At 65.5% G+C, this 15771-nt stretch carries 16 protein-coding genes and 1 other RNA gene; 9 read left to right on the top strand and 8 right to left on the bottom strand.

Going from position 1 to position 15771, the window contains the following annotated elements:
* Positions 1-199: 199 nt before the first annotated feature.
* Entirely contained in the window at positions 200-1384 is a 1185-nt protein-coding gene (dapE, locus tag QCM77_RS38980) for a succinyl-diaminopimelate desuccinylase (protein ID WP_279666202.1), read from the top strand.
* A 178-nt stretch (positions 1385-1562) separates the two neighbouring features.
* On the opposite strand, the gene truA is transcribed toward dapE, so the two are convergent.
* The 3 genes from truA to def all read right to left on the bottom strand — a co-directional run bounded on the left by truA (position 1563) and on the right by def (position 3892).
* Entirely contained in the window at positions 1563-2300 is a 738-nt protein-coding gene (gene truA, locus QCM77_RS38975) for a tRNA pseudouridine(38-40) synthase TruA (protein WP_280096388.1), read from the bottom strand.
* 120 nt (positions 2301-2420) lie between these two features.
* A complete protein-coding gene (gene fmt / locus QCM77_RS38970) occupies positions 2421-3356 on the bottom strand; it encodes a methionyl-tRNA formyltransferase (RefSeq protein ID WP_280096386.1) in 936 nt (311 codons plus the stop codon).
* Positions 3357-3367: 11 nt separating this feature from the next.
* Entirely contained in the window at positions 3368-3892 is a 525-nt protein-coding gene (def, locus tag QCM77_RS38965) for a peptide deformylase (protein ID WP_007597693.1), read from the bottom strand.
* A 174-nt stretch (positions 3893-4066) separates the two neighbouring features.
* Between def and QCM77_RS38960 the strand changes: the two genes are divergently transcribed.
* From QCM77_RS38960 to QCM77_RS38950, 3 genes are all read left to right on the top strand, one after another.
* Entirely contained in the window at positions 4067-5266 is a 1200-nt protein-coding gene (locus tag QCM77_RS38960) for a DNA recombination protein RmuC (protein WP_279666196.1), read from the top strand.
* Between the two features lie 129 nt (positions 5267-5395).
* The gene (locus QCM77_RS38955; RefSeq protein WP_279666194.1) at positions 5396-5698 is read left to right on the top strand and encodes a GIY-YIG nuclease family protein; all 303 of its coding nucleotides are present in this window, start codon (positions 5396-5398) and stop codon (positions 5696-5698) included.
* A 181-nt stretch (positions 5699-5879) separates the two neighbouring features.
* The gene (locus tag QCM77_RS38950; protein WP_279666192.1) at positions 5880-7244 is read left to right on the top strand and encodes an AmpG family muropeptide MFS transporter; all 1365 of its coding nucleotides are present in this window, start codon (positions 5880-5882) and stop codon (positions 7242-7244) included.
* Between the two features lie 183 nt (positions 7245-7427).
* On the opposite strand, the gene QCM77_RS38945 is transcribed toward QCM77_RS38950, so the two are convergent.
* The 5 genes from QCM77_RS38945 to ffs all read right to left on the bottom strand — a co-directional run bounded on the left by QCM77_RS38945 (position 7428) and on the right by ffs (position 10954).
* Complete coding sequence (locus tag QCM77_RS38945; protein ID WP_279666190.1) at positions 7428-7865, bottom strand: hypothetical protein; 438 nt, start codon at positions 7863-7865, stop codon at positions 7428-7430.
* A 26-nt stretch (positions 7866-7891) separates the two neighbouring features.
* Positions 7892-8494 (bottom strand): recombination mediator RecR, encoded by a 603-nt coding sequence (gene recR, locus QCM77_RS38940; protein ID WP_279666188.1) that lies wholly within the window; start codon positions 8492-8494, stop codon positions 7892-7894.
* Position 8495: 1 nt separating this feature from the next.
* Positions 8496-8816, bottom strand: a complete 321-nt coding sequence (locus tag QCM77_RS38935; protein ID WP_279666187.1) for a YbaB/EbfC family nucleoid-associated protein — start codon at positions 8814-8816, stop codon at positions 8496-8498.
* A 125-nt stretch (positions 8817-8941) separates the two neighbouring features.
* Positions 8942-10762 (bottom strand): DNA polymerase III subunit gamma/tau, encoded by a 1821-nt coding sequence (locus QCM77_RS38930; protein ID WP_279687886.1) that lies wholly within the window; start codon positions 10760-10762, stop codon positions 8942-8944.
* A gap of 95 nt (positions 10763-10857) precedes the next feature.
* An RNA gene (gene ffs / locus QCM77_RS38925) (signal recognition particle sRNA small type) lies at positions 10858-10954 on the bottom strand.
* A 193-nt stretch (positions 10955-11147) separates the two neighbouring features.
* On the opposite strand from ffs, the gene QCM77_RS38920 reads away from it, so the two are divergent.
* The 5 genes from QCM77_RS38920 (at position 11148) to QCM77_RS38900 (ending at position 15555) form a co-directional block, all read left to right on the top strand.
* On the top strand, positions 11148-12002 hold the full coding sequence (locus QCM77_RS38920; RefSeq protein WP_280096385.1) for a transporter substrate-binding domain-containing protein: 855 nt from the start codon (positions 11148-11150) through the stop codon (positions 12000-12002).
* A 217-nt stretch (positions 12003-12219) separates the two neighbouring features.
* Complete coding sequence (locus QCM77_RS38915) at positions 12220-12882, top strand: amino acid ABC transporter permease (protein ID WP_279666181.1); 663 nt, start codon at positions 12220-12222, stop codon at positions 12880-12882.
* The gene (locus tag QCM77_RS38910) at positions 12879-13676 is read left to right on the top strand and encodes an amino acid ABC transporter ATP-binding protein (protein WP_279666179.1); all 798 of its coding nucleotides are present in this window, start codon (positions 12879-12881) and stop codon (positions 13674-13676) included. The genes QCM77_RS38915 and QCM77_RS38910 overlap by 4 nt, the downstream gene beginning before the upstream one ends.
* Positions 13676-14431, top strand: a complete 756-nt coding sequence (locus QCM77_RS38905) for an SDR family NAD(P)-dependent oxidoreductase (RefSeq protein WP_279687882.1) — start codon at positions 13676-13678, stop codon at positions 14429-14431. The genes QCM77_RS38910 and QCM77_RS38905 overlap by 1 nt, the downstream gene beginning before the upstream one ends.
* A complete protein-coding gene (locus tag QCM77_RS38900; RefSeq protein ID WP_280096384.1) occupies positions 14428-15555 on the top strand; it encodes a muconate cycloisomerase family protein in 1128 nt (375 codons plus the stop codon). The genes QCM77_RS38905 and QCM77_RS38900 overlap by 4 nt, the downstream gene beginning before the upstream one ends.
* Positions 15556-15771: the final 216 nt, after the last annotated feature.

The raw sequence follows: 15771 nt of genomic DNA, 5'->3' as shown, positions 1-15771 counted from the left end.
CCCCGCAAGCGGGGCGAGGTGAAAGAGCCCCTTGCGGCTCCTCGTCGAACCCTCCCTCCCTCCATCGCGACCAACTGGCCGAAACCGAGGAAGGCGCGGCATTCGTCCCTTCGACAAAAGGCTGGGACCAAAACGGCGAGATCGAATTTGTCCCGCCCAGTGCTAGCCCACCCGGCGGCATGCATGTTAAGCGGGGCGCATGACCGATGCTCTCTCGATTGCCCGCGATCTCATCCGCTGCCCCTCGGTAACTCCGGCCGATGCCGGTGCGCTGGGCGTGCTTGAAAAAGCTCTCACCGCAGCCGGATTCATATGCCACCGCGTGACCTTCAGCGAGCCCGGCACCGCCGACGTCGACAATCTCTATGCGCGGATCGGCACTGACGGGCCGCACATCACCTTTGCCGGCCATACCGACGTGGTGCCGCCGGGCGACGAGAGCGCCTGGAGCGTCGGCGCGTTCTCCGGCGAGGTGAAGGACGGCTTTCTGCACGGCCGCGGCGCGGTCGACATGAAGGGCGGCATCGCCTGCTCGGTGGCAGCGGTGCTGGAGCATCTCGCCGCGAACGACGGCAAGCCGCGCAGCGACGACATGCCGCGCAGCGACGGCAAAGGTTCGATCTCCTTCCTGATCACCGGCGACGAGGAAGATGTGTCCATCAACGGCACCATCAAGCTGTTGAAGTGGGCGGCGGAGCGCGGCGAGAAATTCGACCATTGCGTGCTCGGCGAGCCCTCCAATGTCGAGACGCTCGGCGACACCATCAAGGTCGGCCGCCGCGGCTCGCAATCGGGTACGCTCTTCGTCGACGGCGTGCAGGGCCATGTCGCCTATCCGCACCGCGCCGCCAATCCGGTGCCGGATATCTCGCGGCTGATCGTAGCGATCTCCGACGAGCCGCTCGACCATGGCAGCGCCCAGTTCCAGGCCTCCAATCTTGAATTCACCTCGGTCGACGTCGGCAACACCGCCAACAACATCATCCCCGGCCAGGCCCGCGCAAAGTTCAACATCCGCTACAACGACAACCACACCCAGGCGAGCCTGCGCGAGCTGGTCGAGACGCGGCTGACGAAAGCCTGCGGCAACCGCATCCGGGCCCGCATCGTCTGGGAACCCTCGAACTCGAACGTGTTCGTGACCAAGCCCGGCCCGTTCACCGAACTCGCGGTGTCCGCGATCGAGGAGGTGACGGGCCGCAAGCCGGAGCTGTCGACGTCAGGCGGCACCTCGGATGCACGCTTCATCTCGAGCTACTGCCCGGTGATCGAGTTCGGTCTGGTCGGCCAGACCATGCACCAGGTCGACGAGCGCGTGCCGGTCAGGGATCTGGAACAGCTGACGAAGGTGTATCGCGGGATCTTGCAGAGGTATTTTGGGTAGGCCTCAGCACCCGCCATGCATTCCGCTGTCATCGCCCGCCTTGTGCGCGATTGTGCACTGGGGCGGGCGATCCAGTATTCCAGAGACGGTTGTGATTGAACCGAGAGGCTGCGGCGTACTGGATGCCCCGCCTCCGCGGGGCATGACACCAATAATGGGGCGAGAACGCCCGCCCCCGTCAATAATCCACCTTCATCAGATACAGCCCGTCCGGCGGGGCGACGATGCCGCAGGCGGCGCGGTTACGCGCGGCGAGCGCTGCGGAGAGATCGTCCGCGGTCCATCGGCCTTCGCCGACCCACATCAGCGACCCCACCATCGAGCGCACCTGGCTGTGCAGGAACGAGCGCGCCGACGTGACGATGGTGATCTCGCGTCCGTCGCGCAATACGTCGAGCTGGTCGAGCGTCTTCTCCGGCGACTTGGCCTGGCACTCGGTGTCGCGAAACGTCGTGAAATCGTGCTTGCCGAGCAGGCGCTGCGCCGCCGCGTGCATCGCATCGGCATCGAGCCGGCGCGGCACGCGCCAGGCGTGGCCGGCATCGAGCGCGAGATTGGCGCGGGTGTTGACGATGCGGTAGCGGTAGTGGCGCTTCACGGCCGAAAAACGCGCCTCGAATGTTTCAGGCACGAGCTCCGCATCGAGCACCGCCACCGGATGCGGGCGCAGATGCGCATTCAACCCGTCGCGAAAACGGCCCTGCGGAAACTGCTTGTCGATATCGACATGCGCGACCTGGCCTCGCGCATGCACACCGGCATCGGTGCGCCCGGCGCCGTGCACACGCGCATCCGCGCCGGTCATCGCCTTGACGGCAGTCTCCAGCGCGCCCTGCACCGAGGGCAGCGTCTCCTGCACCTGCCAGCCGAAGAACGGCGCGCCGTCATATTCGATGATGAGCTTGTAGCGGGGCATCTTGTCCAGTTTCGCTGTCATCGCCCGGCTCGACCGGGCGATCCAGTACTCCGCAGCCTATCCGTTCGACCGAGAAGCCTCGGCGTACTGGATACCCCGCCTTCGCGGGGTATGACAGCGTCAGGTGAATTTGGCTCCCGGCTTCAGCGGCACGCCGCGCAGGAAGTCCGCGGCCTGCATGCGCGCCTTGCCTTCGCGCTGGAGCTCGAGAATGCGAATCGCGCCCTCGCCGCAGGCGACGGTGAGGTGATCGTCGAGCACTGCGCCCGGAGTGCCGGCCCCCTTAGCAAGCTCGCAGCGCAGGATTTTGACGCGCGCATTTTCCTCGACGCCTGCGAGTTCGGCCCAGGCGCCGGGGAATGGCGACAGGCCGTGGATATGGCGCAGCACCTCGCGCGCGGGCCTGGTCCAGTCGATCCGCGCTTCGGCCTTGTCGATCTTGGCGGCATAGGTGACGCTGTCCTCGCTCTGCTGCTTGAGCTGAAGCGCGCCGCGGGCGAGCGCGGCCATGGCGCGCACCATCAGATCGGCGCCGAGCCGCGAGAGCCGGTCGTGCAGATCGAGCGCTGTCATGGTGTCGGAGATCGCCAGCCGTTCCGCCATGGCGACGTCGCCGGTGTCGAGGCCGACATCCATCTTCATCACCATCACGCCGCTCTCGGCGTCGCCGGCCATGATCGCCCGGTTGATGGGAGCCGCACCCCGCCAGCGCGGCAGCAGCGAAGCGTGGAGATTGTAGCAGCCGAGTTTTGGGGCATCGAGGATCGCCTGCGGCAGGATCATGCCATAGGCGACGACGACGGCAGCATCGGCGTCGAAGGCGCGAAATTCTTCCAGCGCCTCCGGCGTCTTCAACGTCTTCGGCGTCAGTACGGGAACGCCGAGTTTTCGCGCGGCCTCTTCCACCGGGGTCGGTTGCAATTGCAGGCCGCGCCGGCCGCCGGGCTTCGGCGCGCGGGTGTACACGGCCGCGATCTCGTGGCCATGCGCGACCAACTCAAGCAGCGTCGGCACGGAGAAATCGGGCGTGCCCATGAAGATCAAGCGGAGGGGCATGACAGAGAACCTCACTCCGCGCGCTTGGCGGCTTTCTCGAACTTTTTCAGCACGCGGTCGCGCTTGAGTTTTGACAGATAGTCGACGAACAGCACGCCGTTGAGATGGTCGATCTCGTGCTGGATGCAGGTGGCGTAGAGGCCTTCGGCGTCCTCCTCGTGCACCTTGCCGTCCAGATCAGTGTAGCGCACCCGCACCTTCGCGGGACGCTCGACCTCCTCGTAATATTCGGGGATCGACAGGCAGCCTTCCTCGTAGACCGACAGGTCCTCGGAGGAGGCGATGATTTCCGGATTGATGAAGACGCGCGGCTCGGGCTTGGTCTCGCCGTCCTGGTCGGGCTTGGCGAGGTCCATGGTGATCAGCCGCAACGGCTGCGCGATCTGGATCGCCGCGAGCCCGATGCCGGGCGCGTCGTACATGGTCTCGAACATGTCGTCGGCAAGCTTGCGGATCTCCGGCGTGACCTTCTCGATCGGCTTGGAGACCAGACGCAGCTGCTTGTCGGGCAGGATGATGATTTCTCTGAGGGCCATGGCCGCGATTTAATCCGGGCGCCCGATGCGGTCAATGCGGCCGGGAACCCCGTTAACCACCCTCCGCTAACCATAAAACTTCAGGTTTCGTTAACCATAAAAATTAAGGGAGCATTTACCATAAATGTTCGCTATTCGTTCGTGCGGTCGAGCGAATCGGCTAGAAGCGGAGGCATGAACGAGATCATTTTCTTGGCTGGCGACTGGCCGGTGCGCACCGTGGACGCGCTGATCGGCTTCGGCGCGCTGGTCCTCATCCTGCTGGTGGTCATTGCGGTGGTGATCGCGCGGTCCTCCCGGCGCGGCGCGGAACTCGCGATGGCCAACGCCATCCGCGCCGACGAGCTCGAGGAGCGCGTCAGCCAGATGCTGCACGCCCAGAGCGAGGCTTCGGGCCGGGTCGACGCCATGACCCAGACGCTCGCCGGTCGCCAGGCCGACATGGCGCGTGCGGTCAACGAGCGGCTGGATTCGGTGACCCACCGTGTCGGCCAATCCATGGAGCATACCACCCGCAACACCATGGAGAGCCTGCGCGCCCTGCACGAGCGGCTCGGCATCATCGACAGCGCGCACAAGAACCTCACCGACCTCACCACGCAGGTGACGACCCTGCGCGACGTGCTCGCCAACAAGCAGTCGCGCGGCGCCTTCGGCCAGGCGCGGATGGAGGCGATCGTCCAGGACGGTTTGCCGAAGGGCGCCTACGAGTTCCAGTTCACGCTCTCGACCGGCAAACGGCCCGATTGCGTTGTGTTCCTGCCCGACCAGCGGCCGCTCTGCATCGACGCGAAATTCCCGCTGGAGGCGATGACCGCGCTGCACGACGCACGCAGCGACGAGGAGAAGCGCATCGCCACGCAGCGCTTGCGCGGCGACGTGATGAAGCATGTCAGCGACATCGCCGAAAAATATCTCGTCGCCGGCGAGACCCAGGAAATGGCGTTGATGTTCGTGCCGTCGGAATCGGTCTACGCCGAGATCCACGACGGTTTCGACGACGTGATCCAGAAGGCCTATCGCGCCCGCGTCGTGCTGGTGTCGCCCTCGCTCTTGATGCTCGCCATCCAGGTGATGCAGCAGATCATGAAGGACGCGCGCATGCGCGACGCCGCCGACCAGATCCGCACCGAGGTGATCAAGCTCGGCGACGACCTCGGCCGCCTGCGCGACCGCGTGACGAAATTGCAGAAGCATTTTTCCGACGCGAACGAGGACGTCCGCCAGATCCTGATCTCCGCCGACAAGATCGAGAAACGCGCTGGGCGCATCGAAGAGCTCGATTTCAGCAAGACCGACGCGCCCGAAGGCCCGCATCTGGTGGCGACCGGCGCTGCCGAGCTGTTCCCGCGGAAGCTCCAGGCCGGGGAGTAGGATTGAGGCACGCTGTCATGCCCCGCAGGCGGGGCATCCAGTACGCCGCGGCGGTCGTGATTGAACCGAAACGCTGGTGAGTACTGGATAGTCCGCCTTCGCGGACGATGACAGCGGAGGAGAGGCGGCATGGGCACGCGGTGCTACTACGTCTACATCCTCGCCAGCAAGATCGGCGGCACCCTCTATATCGGCGTGACAAATGATCTCATTCGCCGCGTAGCCGAACATAAATCGAAGGTCATCGAGAGCTTTACAGAGAAGTACGATGTCGCCCGGCTCGTCTACTTCGAGCAGTTCGACGACCCGGAAAACGCGATCAAACGCGAGAAGCGACTCAAGAAATGGAACAGGGCCTGGAAGGTTCGGTTGATCGAGCAGCACAATCCGAACTGGGATGACCTTTATCCCGGGATAGCCGGGCCACCATGACGCTGTCATGCCCCGCGCAGGCGGGGCATCCAGTACGCTGCGGCGGTCGTGATTGAACCGAAACGCTGGTGAGTACTGGATCGTCCGCCTTCGCGGACGATGACACTGTGGGATGTTGAGAGCTTCCGCCTCGCGGACCTCGGCAAGAGTCTTTTCCTCCAGAATCTGCTAACACCCTCCCATGACCGCACCCGACGCGACCTCCTCCGCCGGCGCTGACGCGCCCGCCACCTCCTGGCGTGACAGCCTTGCCGTTTACCTGCAGCCGCGGGTGCTGATCGTGCTGTTCCTCGGCTTCTCGTCCGGGCTGCCGCTGGCGCTGTCGGGCTCGACGCTGCTGGTGTGGATGCGGGAATCCGGCGTCGATCTCAAGACCATCGGGCTGTTTGCGCTGGTCGGCACGCCCTACACGCTGAAATTCCTGTGGGCGCCGCTGGTCGATGCGCTGCACGTGCCGCTGTTCACGCGCGCGTTCGGGCGGCGGCGCGGCTGGCTGCTGTTCTCGCAATTGCTGCTGATCGTCGCGATCCTGCTGCTGGCGCTCACCGATCCAGCGCGCTCGCCGTTCTACGTCGCGCTCGGCGCCCTGCTGGTGGCGACGACCTCGTCGACGCAGGACATCGTGGTCGATGCCTTCCGCGTCGAGAGCCTGCCGGAGAGCGAGCAGGCCGCCGGCATGGCGTCCTATGTCGCGGCCTATCGCATCGGCATGCTGGTCTCGACCGCCGGCGCGCTGTTCATCGTCTCGGGCTTCGAGAGCACCGGCATCACCCGCACATCCGCCTGGATGTGGGGCTATATGGTGATGGCGTCGATGGTGCTGATCGGGACGATCACCGCGCTGATCGCGACCGAGCCCGAGCAGTCGGTGCGGGCGGAAGCAGCGACGCAAACGGAAACCGCGTTCGCGCGCGTGCTGCGCGCGGCGATCGGCGCCTTCTCGGAATTCCTGTCGCGCAAAGACGCGCTTGCAGCACTCGCCTTCGTCGTGCTGTTCAAGTTCACCGACGCCTTCTCCGGCACCATGACCGCGCCGTTCGTGATCGACCTTGGCTTCTCCCGCAACGACTATGCGGCGATCGTGAAGGGCGTGGGCCTCGCTGCGACGCTGATCGGCGGCTTTGCCGGGGGCTTCGTCGCGCGGCGCTATTCGCTTGCGACCAGCCTTTGGATCGGCGGCGTGGTGCAGGCGCTCGCGAACCTCTCCTTCTCCTGGCTGGCCTTCGTCGGCACCAGCCAATGGGCGCTCGCCTTCGCCATCACGGCTGAGAATTTCACCAGCGCCATCGGCACGGTGATCTTCGTCGCCTATCTATCGGCGCTCTGCCAGAACCCGCTGCACACGGCGACGCAGTATGCGCTGCTCACCGCGCTTGCCGCTGTGGGGCGGACCTATCTCTCGTCAGGTGCCGGCTTCGTGGCGGACATGACCGGCTGGCCGCTGTTCTTCGTGGTCTGCATGCTGGTGGCGATCCCGAGCCTGGTGCTGCTGGCCTGGCTGCAGAAGCGCGGGCATTTCGAGGCGCTGGGGCCGGTGCGGGTTTAGCGCAACGCTCGCTGTCATGCCCCGCCACCGGGTCTCGCCTTCGGCGAGCCCGATGACAGGCTCCGGCGGGGCATCCAGTATTCCAGAGACAGTTGTGATTGACCGAGAAGCCGCGGCGTACTGGATCGCCCGGTCAAGCCGGGCGATGACACCGGAAGCGCGGTGAGGACATCGCGCGTGCCGCTACTGCTTTTTGATCAGGCTCCACTTCGTGATCACGGCTTCGCTCATCTGGCCGGGATCGCTGGCGCAGGCGACTTCGTCGACTTTGACCGAGATCTCCTTGCCGGCGAACGTCTTCAGCTGTGCGGCCTGCGCGTCGCCGCTGGGAACGAGCTGGAAGGTTTCGGGCCCGGTCTCGAGATTGCACAGCCCGCTCGGCGGCGGCAGCCGGCGCGGCTCGGAGGTGATCTGGTAGGTCGCGACCCGCTTGCCGACGTTCTTGACGTCGCGCACTTTCATCGTGTTCAACTCGCCCGAGAGCACCTCGCCGGCATTGATCGGCTTGCCGGGCTTCGACGGCGGCGGAGCCCCGTCGTCCTGCTGCGCGGAGATGGCAGGCGTTGCCAGCAACGTCATCGTCGCGACCAAAGCCCATCGTGTGGCGAAAAGTTTCGTCATGTCGTCCGTTCCGTAAGTCTGGATGGCTAGAACAGGGTGCGCTGCCGCATCGCGGCCGATAGCGTACCTTCATCGAGATAATCAAGCTCGCCGCCGACCGGCACACCATGGGCGAGTCGGGTTACTTTTACGTTGGCGTCCTGAAGCAGGTCGGTGATGTAATGCGCCGTGGTCTGGCCATCGACGGTGGCATTGAGCGCCAGGATGACTTCATGCACCTGCGCGTCATGCGCGCGCGCGACCAGCGCCTCGATGGTGAGGTCCTGCGGGCCGACGCCGTCGAGCGGCGACAATGTCGCGCCCAACACGTGATAGCGCCCTTGGGTCGCATTGGCCCGTTCCAGCGCCCAGAGATCGGCAACATCGGCGACGACGACGATGATCGAGGGATCGCGCTTCGGATCGATGCAGACCGTGCAGGGATTTTGCGTGTCGATGCTGCCGCAGGTCTTGCAGACCTGGACCTTGTCGAGCGCGACCTGCATGGCCGAGGACAGCGGCATCATCAGCGCTTCGCGCTTCTTGATCAGATGCAGCGCGGCGCGCCGCGCCGAGCGCGGACCGAGGCCCGGCAGCCGTGCGAGAAGCTGGACCAGCCGCTCGATTTCAGGACCCGCGACAGCGCCCATATTACTGGCCGAACATCCCCGGCGGCAGGCTGAGCCCGCCCGTGAGCGCCTGCATCTTCTCCTGCATGGCGGCTTCCGCCTTGCGGCGGGCGTCACCGAACGCGGTGACCAGCAGGTCCTCGAGCACCTCGCGCTCCTCCGCCTTCATCAGCGAGGGATCGATCTTGACGCCCTTGACGTCCATCTTCGCGGTCATACGCACGGCGACGAGACCGCCGCCGGAGATGCCCTCGACCTCGACGTTGGCGAGCTGGTCCTGCATCTCCTGCATCTTGGATTGCAGCTGCTGCGCCTGCTTCATCATGCCGAAAATATCGACCATCGGTGCTGTCCTTGGTTGGCGCGATGAATCATCATCGCGCCTTCGCTTATTGTTTTGAGCATGATCCAATCGGAAAACCGCTTCACACTTTGCGCTAGCGCGGCCCTTCGGGTCCGGATCATGCTCTAGAGATCGTCGCCGTCGGAACCGTCGGGCGGATCGTCACTGCCATAGTCGGCGTTAATATCGGATTCCGGCGCCTCGGGGGCAAGTCTGCGGACTTCGACGACCTTCGCACCCGGAAAACGCGACAGCACCTCCCGCACCCGCGGATCGGCCTCGGCGGTGCGCGCATGTTCCTGCTTGGCCGCCTGGTTCACCGAGCGCAGCGTCGGCTGGCCCTGCTCGTTGGAGACGATCACGGTCCAGCGGCGCCCGGTCCAAAGCTCGAATTTTCGCGCGAGATCGGAAATCATGGTCTTGGAGGCGTTGGGCTCGAGTGCGACTTCCAGCCGGCCCTCCTCGAAACGGACGAGGCGCATGTCGCCTTCGAGCGCGCCCTTGGTCAGGAGGTCGCGCCGCTGGCCGGCGAGCGCGACGAGCTGGGTGAAGCTCGTGACGCGCAACACGGGCGCCGCGGCTTGCGGGTCAGCGGCGGGCGCAGCCATTTGCGGACGGGCCCCACCTCCGCCGCCGAACGAGGACGGCGACGAATTCGGCATGCGAACAGGCGCTGCGGACGCAACCGGCGCGGCGCCCGCGCTACGCGCGGCACTGCCACCGCTCACGACCGGCGAACCGCCGCCGTTCTGCTCCAGCATCTTGATCGCTTCGTCCGGCGTCGGCAGGTCGGCGACATAGGCGATGCGCACCAGCACCATCTCCGCCGCCGCGGCGGGCCGCGTCGCGGCCTGCACCTCGGTGATGCCCTTGAGCAGCATCTGCCACATCCGCGACAGCACGCGCATCGATATCTTCGAGGCGAAATCCCGCGCGCGCACGCGCTCGGTCTCGCCATAAGCGACGTTGTCGGCGGTCGCCGGCACGATCTTCACGCGGGTGACGAAATTGACGAACTCGGCGAGATCCGAGAGCACGACGATCGGATCGGCGCCGACGTCGTACTGGTCGCGGAACTCCCTGAAGGCGCTGGCGATGTCGCCGCGCGCCAGCGAATCGAAGAGGTCGATGACGCGGGTGCGGTCGGCGAGCCCCAGCATCTGCCGGACAGCGTCGGCCTTCACGGTGCCCGCCGCATGCGCGATCGCCTGGTCGAGCAGCGACAGCGAATCGCGCACCGAGCCTTCCGCCGCGCGCGCGATGATGCCGAGCGCCTCCGGCTCGATCTCGACGCTTTCCTTGGCGGCGATGTTGGCGAGATGCTTCATCAGCACGTCGGCCTCGACGCGGCGCAGGTCAAAACGCTGGCAGCGCGACAGCACCGTGACTGGAACCTTACGAATCTCCGTCGTGGCGAACACGAATTTGGCGTGCTCCGGCGGTTCCTCCAGCGTCTTCAGGAAGGCGTTGAACGCCGCCGTCGACAGCATGTGGACTTCGTCGATGATGTAGACCTTGTAGCGGGCGCTGGCCGGCGCGTAGCGCACGCTGTCATTGATCTGACGGACGTCGTCGACGCCGGTGTGCGAGGCCGCGTCCATCTCCAGCACGTCCATGTGCCGGCTTTCCATGATCGCCTGGCAATGCACGCCGAGCGTCGGCATCTGGACGGTCGGGCCCTTCACCGAGCTATCCGGCATCTCGTAGTTGAGCGCACGGGCAAGGATGCGCGCGGTGGTAGTCTTGCCGACCCCGCGGACGCCGGTGAGAATCCAGGCCTGCGGAATGCGGCCGGTCTCGAACGCATTGGAGACGGTGCGGACCACCGCCTCCTGGCCGATCAGATCGTCGAAACTGGAGGGACGGTATTTGCGCGCCAGCACCCGGTAGGGCGTGCTGGCCTGGCCGGCGCTGTCAGGGTTGGGAGGGGCGCCAGCGTCGGTCATCGGTCGATCCGCAATGGAATGTCTTTCGGCCGGCTTTTGCGGAAAGGAGCGCGCTGGCGGCTTGAGCCGCCGGCGCAATTCGCTCGGAAAAACTGGTAGGAGACTGACGAGCGACCCGATCCGGACCTCGTTAGGGCTGCTTCCTTCCGGACCTGACCCGGTTGGCGAGTGGCTCGTCCACCGCCAATCTCCCGGTCCCTATTTGGGGCCAAAAGGACCGGAAAGCAAGCGGGTATCGGCTTGAACGGGCTGGGCTTGGTTCTCGCTTGCCCAGCATCCGGGCAACTCCCGGTCTGCCCAGCCGATAGGCTGTGCTTTCACTGCCGGAGGCGCCTTGGTAAGAACGCTGCCGGAACTCCATCCAACAGAAAAGCGATTGATCCCAATGGTTACACGTCGTGATGTTGCATCGATTGTCGGACTTGGCGCCATTGGCGCAGCGACCGCGGGCGCGCTGGTGTCCCCGGCCGTGGCCCAGGCGGCCGATCCGAACGAATCGACCTTTGCCCGCATCCGCCGCACCAAGAAGATGCGGATCGGCGCAGTCGGCGGCGGCGCGCCCTATTACATGAAGGATCTCGCCAGCGGTCAGTGGAAGGGCTTTTACGTCGACATCGCGAAGGCGCTCGCCGACGACATGGAGGCCGAGCTCGAGATCACCGAGACCACGTGGGGCAATTCGGTGCTCGATCTGCAGTCCAACAAGATCGACATTTTCTTCGGCCTCAACCCGACCCCGAAGCGCGCGCTGGTGGTCGACTTCTCGGTGCCGGTCTTCAACAACGCCTTCGGCATCCTCTGCAAGAAGGATTTCAAGCCGAAGAGCTGGGCCGAGCTGAACTCGCCCGACGTCAAGATCGCGGTCGACCAGGGTTCCTCGCACGACCAGGTCGTGAGCCGCCTGACGCCGAAGGCGCAGATCTCGCGGCTGAAGTCCGCCGACGACGCCACCGCCGCGCTTCAGACCGGCCGCGTCGACGCGCAGTGCCTGATCACCATGCTGTCACTGACGGTGCTGAAGAAGAACCCCTCGCTCGGCCAGTTCGTGCTGCCGACGCCGATCTTCGCCACCACGTCGAATGCCGGCTTCCGCCGCGAGAGCGACAAGACCTGGCGCGACTACGTCAACACCTGGATCGACTTCAACAAGGGCCTCGGCTTCATCCGCAACGCGATCATCACCAACATGGAGCTGGTGGGCGTGACCGAGGCGGACATTCCGCCGGGCGTCTCGCTGTAACGTGTGATGAATTTGGGGTGGGTTCGATCCGCTAGGCGCGGTGCTCTCCCGCTTGCGGGAGAGGGCTGGGGTGGGGGTGTCTTCGCTGGCAAGACTTGCCCAGAGGAAAGAGCCCTCACCCGGCGCTTCGCGCCGACCTCTCCCGCAAGCGGGAGAGGTGCAGCGAGACTGCCGCTCTGCCAAACCAAACTTCTTCGCGACTGAGGTCCGAAAGAATATGTATCAGTGGGACTTCGGCATCCTCTGGAGCTATCGCTGGCTCTTTCTCAACGGGCTTGGCGTCACCGTCGGCTTCACCGTGGTCATCGTGGTGCTCGGTCTCGTCTTCGGCCTGTTCGGCGCGTTCGGCACCCTGTCGCGCTTTCGAGCGGTGCGCCTGGTCGCGCTCACTTTCATCGAGGCGTTCCGCTGCACGCCGATCCTGGTGCAGCTGATCTGGTTCTATTACGCGCTGCCGATCCTGGCCGGCGTCGAGATGACGCCGATCACGGCCTCGGCGCTGGCGCTCTCGCTCTATGGCGGCTCGTTCTATTCGGAGATCATCCGCGGCGGCATCATCTCGATCGACCGCGGCCAGTCCGAAGCCGGTGCCGCGCTCGGCATGACGCCGGGCCAGTCGATGCGGCGCATCGTGCTGCCGCAGGCAATCAAGCGCATGATCCCAGCGCTGATGAACCAGTCGATCATCCAGTTCAAGAACACCTCGCTGGTCTCGGTGCTGGCGGTGCCTGATCTGGTCTATCAGAGCCAGGTCGCCGCCCATGACAGCTACCGGCCGCTCGAGACCTACACGGCGGTCGCGGTCGCTTACGCGGCGATCCTGATCCCCCTGACCATCCTTGCCCGGCGCGGCGAGAAACGACTGGCGGTCAGCGAATGAGCGACACCCCTTCCAAGATCGAGATCCGGGCGCTGCGCAAGAGCTTTGGCAGCAACGAGGTCCTGAAGAGCATCAGCCTCGACGTCGCCAAGGGCGGCGTCGTGGCGCTGATCGGCCCGTCCGGCTCCGGCAAATCGACGCTGCTCCGCTGCGTCAATCTCCTGGTCGCGCCCGACGGCGGCAGCGTCCGCGTCGGCGACACCCGCTTTTCGTTCGGCGAGGGTGCGAAGCTCCCCGATGTCAAGACGTTGGCAAAATTCCGCGCCACCACCGGCATGGTGTTCCAGCATTTCAATCTGTTCCCGCACATGACGACGCTCCAGAACGTGATGGAGGGACCGGTCACGGTGCGGCGCATGGCCAGGGCCGACGCCGAGAAGCTGGCGCGGGCCCAACTCGCGAAGGTGGGCCTAGCAGAGAAAGCCGATCAGTATCCTGCGACATTGTCCGGTGGACAGAAGCAGCGCGTCGCGATCGCCCGCGCGCTCGCGATGGAGCCGGACGTGATGCTGTTCGACGAAGCAACCTCGGCGCTCGATCCCGAGCTCGTCGGCGAGGTGCTCAGCGTCATCCAACGGCTGGCGTCCGAGGGCATGACCATGGTGATCGTGACCCACGAAATCGCCTTTGCCCGCGAGGTCGCCGACCGCCTCATCTTCATGCGCGACGGCATCGTCGTCGAGGAAGGTCCGGCGCGGCAGGTCATCGACAATCCGCAGCAGGCAGCGACGCGCGCCTTCCTCAGCCATTTCCACCGCACCGGCGCGCTGCCGCCGGCCAATACAGCATCGTGATGCCAGATATCGATCGGGTCTACCTCGTCACCGGCGCCGCCAGCGGCATCGGCCGCGCCACCGCAAAACTGCTCGCGGCGCCCGGCACCGCGCTGCTGCTCCATACGCGCTCCAACGCAGCCGGCCTCGACGCCACGGCAGCGGAAGCCGAAGCGCAAGGCGCGATCGTCGCAAAATGCCTCGGCGATCTCGCCGAGGAAGCCGCGGTCACCGATGCCGTCGCCGCTACGCAACGCGCCTTCGGCCGGCTCGATGGACTGATTCTGGTTGGTGGTCATGCCCGGCGCGGCAGCGCGATCGGCACGCCGGCGGATCAGTTCCGCCAGGCGATGGACGAATCGGCGCTGGCGTTCACACGGTTGGTGGACGCCGCGCTGCCGCTGCTGCGTGCAGGGCGAGATGCGCGGATCGTGGCGGTATCCTCATTCGTCGCGCATGCGATCCGGCCCGAGTTCGCCCCGTTTGCCGCGACGGCCGCGAGCCGCTCCGCGCTGGAAGCCTTGGTGCGCCTCACTGCGGTCGAGCTCGCCAAGGACGGCATCACCGTCAACGCAGTTGCACCGGGCCTCATCCTCAAGGACAAGCCGAGCGAGAGCCGGCTTTCACCCGAGCAGATTGCCGCGACCGAGGCGCTGATCCCGATGCGCCGCCGCGGGCGGCCGGAGGAAGTGGCCGAGATCATCGCCTTCCTGGCGTCACCAAAAGCATCGTACGTCACCGGCCAGATCTGGCACGTCAATGGAGGCCTGACATGACCGAAGCGACCGTCGAACGCATCAGGCTGTTCCTGATCGAGAGTCCGATCAAGATGACGCGCCTCCAGGGCGTCGGCAACGTCAAGGGTACTGTTAAACGTGTGCTGATCGAGCTCACCTCGAGCGACGGCGTGGTCGGCTGGGGCGAGGCGGCGCCGTGGGAGGTGTTTACCGGGACGCCGGAAGCAGCGTTTTCCGCGCTCGACATTTATTTGCGCGGAATCGTGCTCGGCAAGCCGGTGCGCCGCATCCGCGCGCTGACGGCCGAGCTCGATCGCGCGCTGGTCGGACATGCCGAGGCCAAGGTCGCGATCGAGATGGCGCTGCTCGACATCGTCGGCAAGTCGTCGGGACTTTCGGTTGCCGACTTGCTGGGCGGCCGCGTGCGTGACACGATCCCGCTGTCGTTCTCCATCGCCGATCCGGATTTCGCCGCCGACCTCGAGCGCATGCGGAAAATGGTTCCGGACGGCAACGTCATCTACAAGGTCAAGACCGGCGTGAAGCCGCATCGCGAGGATCTCGATCATCTCGAGGCGATCCGCAACGAGTTCGGCGACAAGGTCGACCTTCGCGTCGACTACAACCAGGCGCTGGCGCCGTTCGGCGCCATCAAGATCCTGCGCGATATCGAGCAGTTTGCGCCGACCTTCATCGAGCAGCCCGTGCCGCGCAAATATCTCGACGTGATGGCGCAGCTCACCGCGGCGCTGGAAACGCCCGTGCTCGCCGACGAAAGCTGCTTCGACCGCCGCGACATGATGGAGGTGGTGCGCCGCGAGGCGGCAGACGCCGTCTCGATCAAGCTGATGAAGGCCGGCGGCCTATTCGAGGCGCAGGCGATCATGGCGATCGCCGACATCGCCGGCCTACCCGGCTATGGCGGCACGCTGTGGGAGGGCGGCATTGGGCTGGCCGCCGGCACGCAGCTGATCGCGGCGACGCCCGGGATCTCGCTTGGTTGCGAATTCTACATGCCGCATCATGTGCTGACCGAGGACGTGCTCGAAGAGCGCGTCGCGAATCGCGGCGGCCACGTCGTGGTGCCCGATGGCCCCGGCCTCGGCATCCGCGTCACCGAAGCCTCGGTCCGCGCCAATGCGCGCGTGCTGGCGGAGGCGTAAGCCACGATGTCGTCCTGGCGAAAGCCAGGACCCATTACCCCAGGAAGAAGTACGGCGCGAACTCGTAACCGCGAGTCGTCGCCAAACCAAACCCTGTGGTGATGGGTCCTGGATCAGCGCTTCGCTTGTCCAGGACGACGACCGCGTATGCAGCGGCAGCGGAGCGCGATCCTTCCCCTATGGGACTCGGTATCGTATGGTCAGGCCAAACAAGCC

This window comes from Bradyrhizobium nivariense, assembly GCF_029846695.2.
In the GTDB taxonomy this organism is placed as follows: domain Bacteria; phylum Pseudomonadota; class Alphaproteobacteria; order Rhizobiales; family Xanthobacteraceae; genus Bradyrhizobium.
This window is presented reverse-complemented; position numbering and strand designations above follow the sequence as displayed.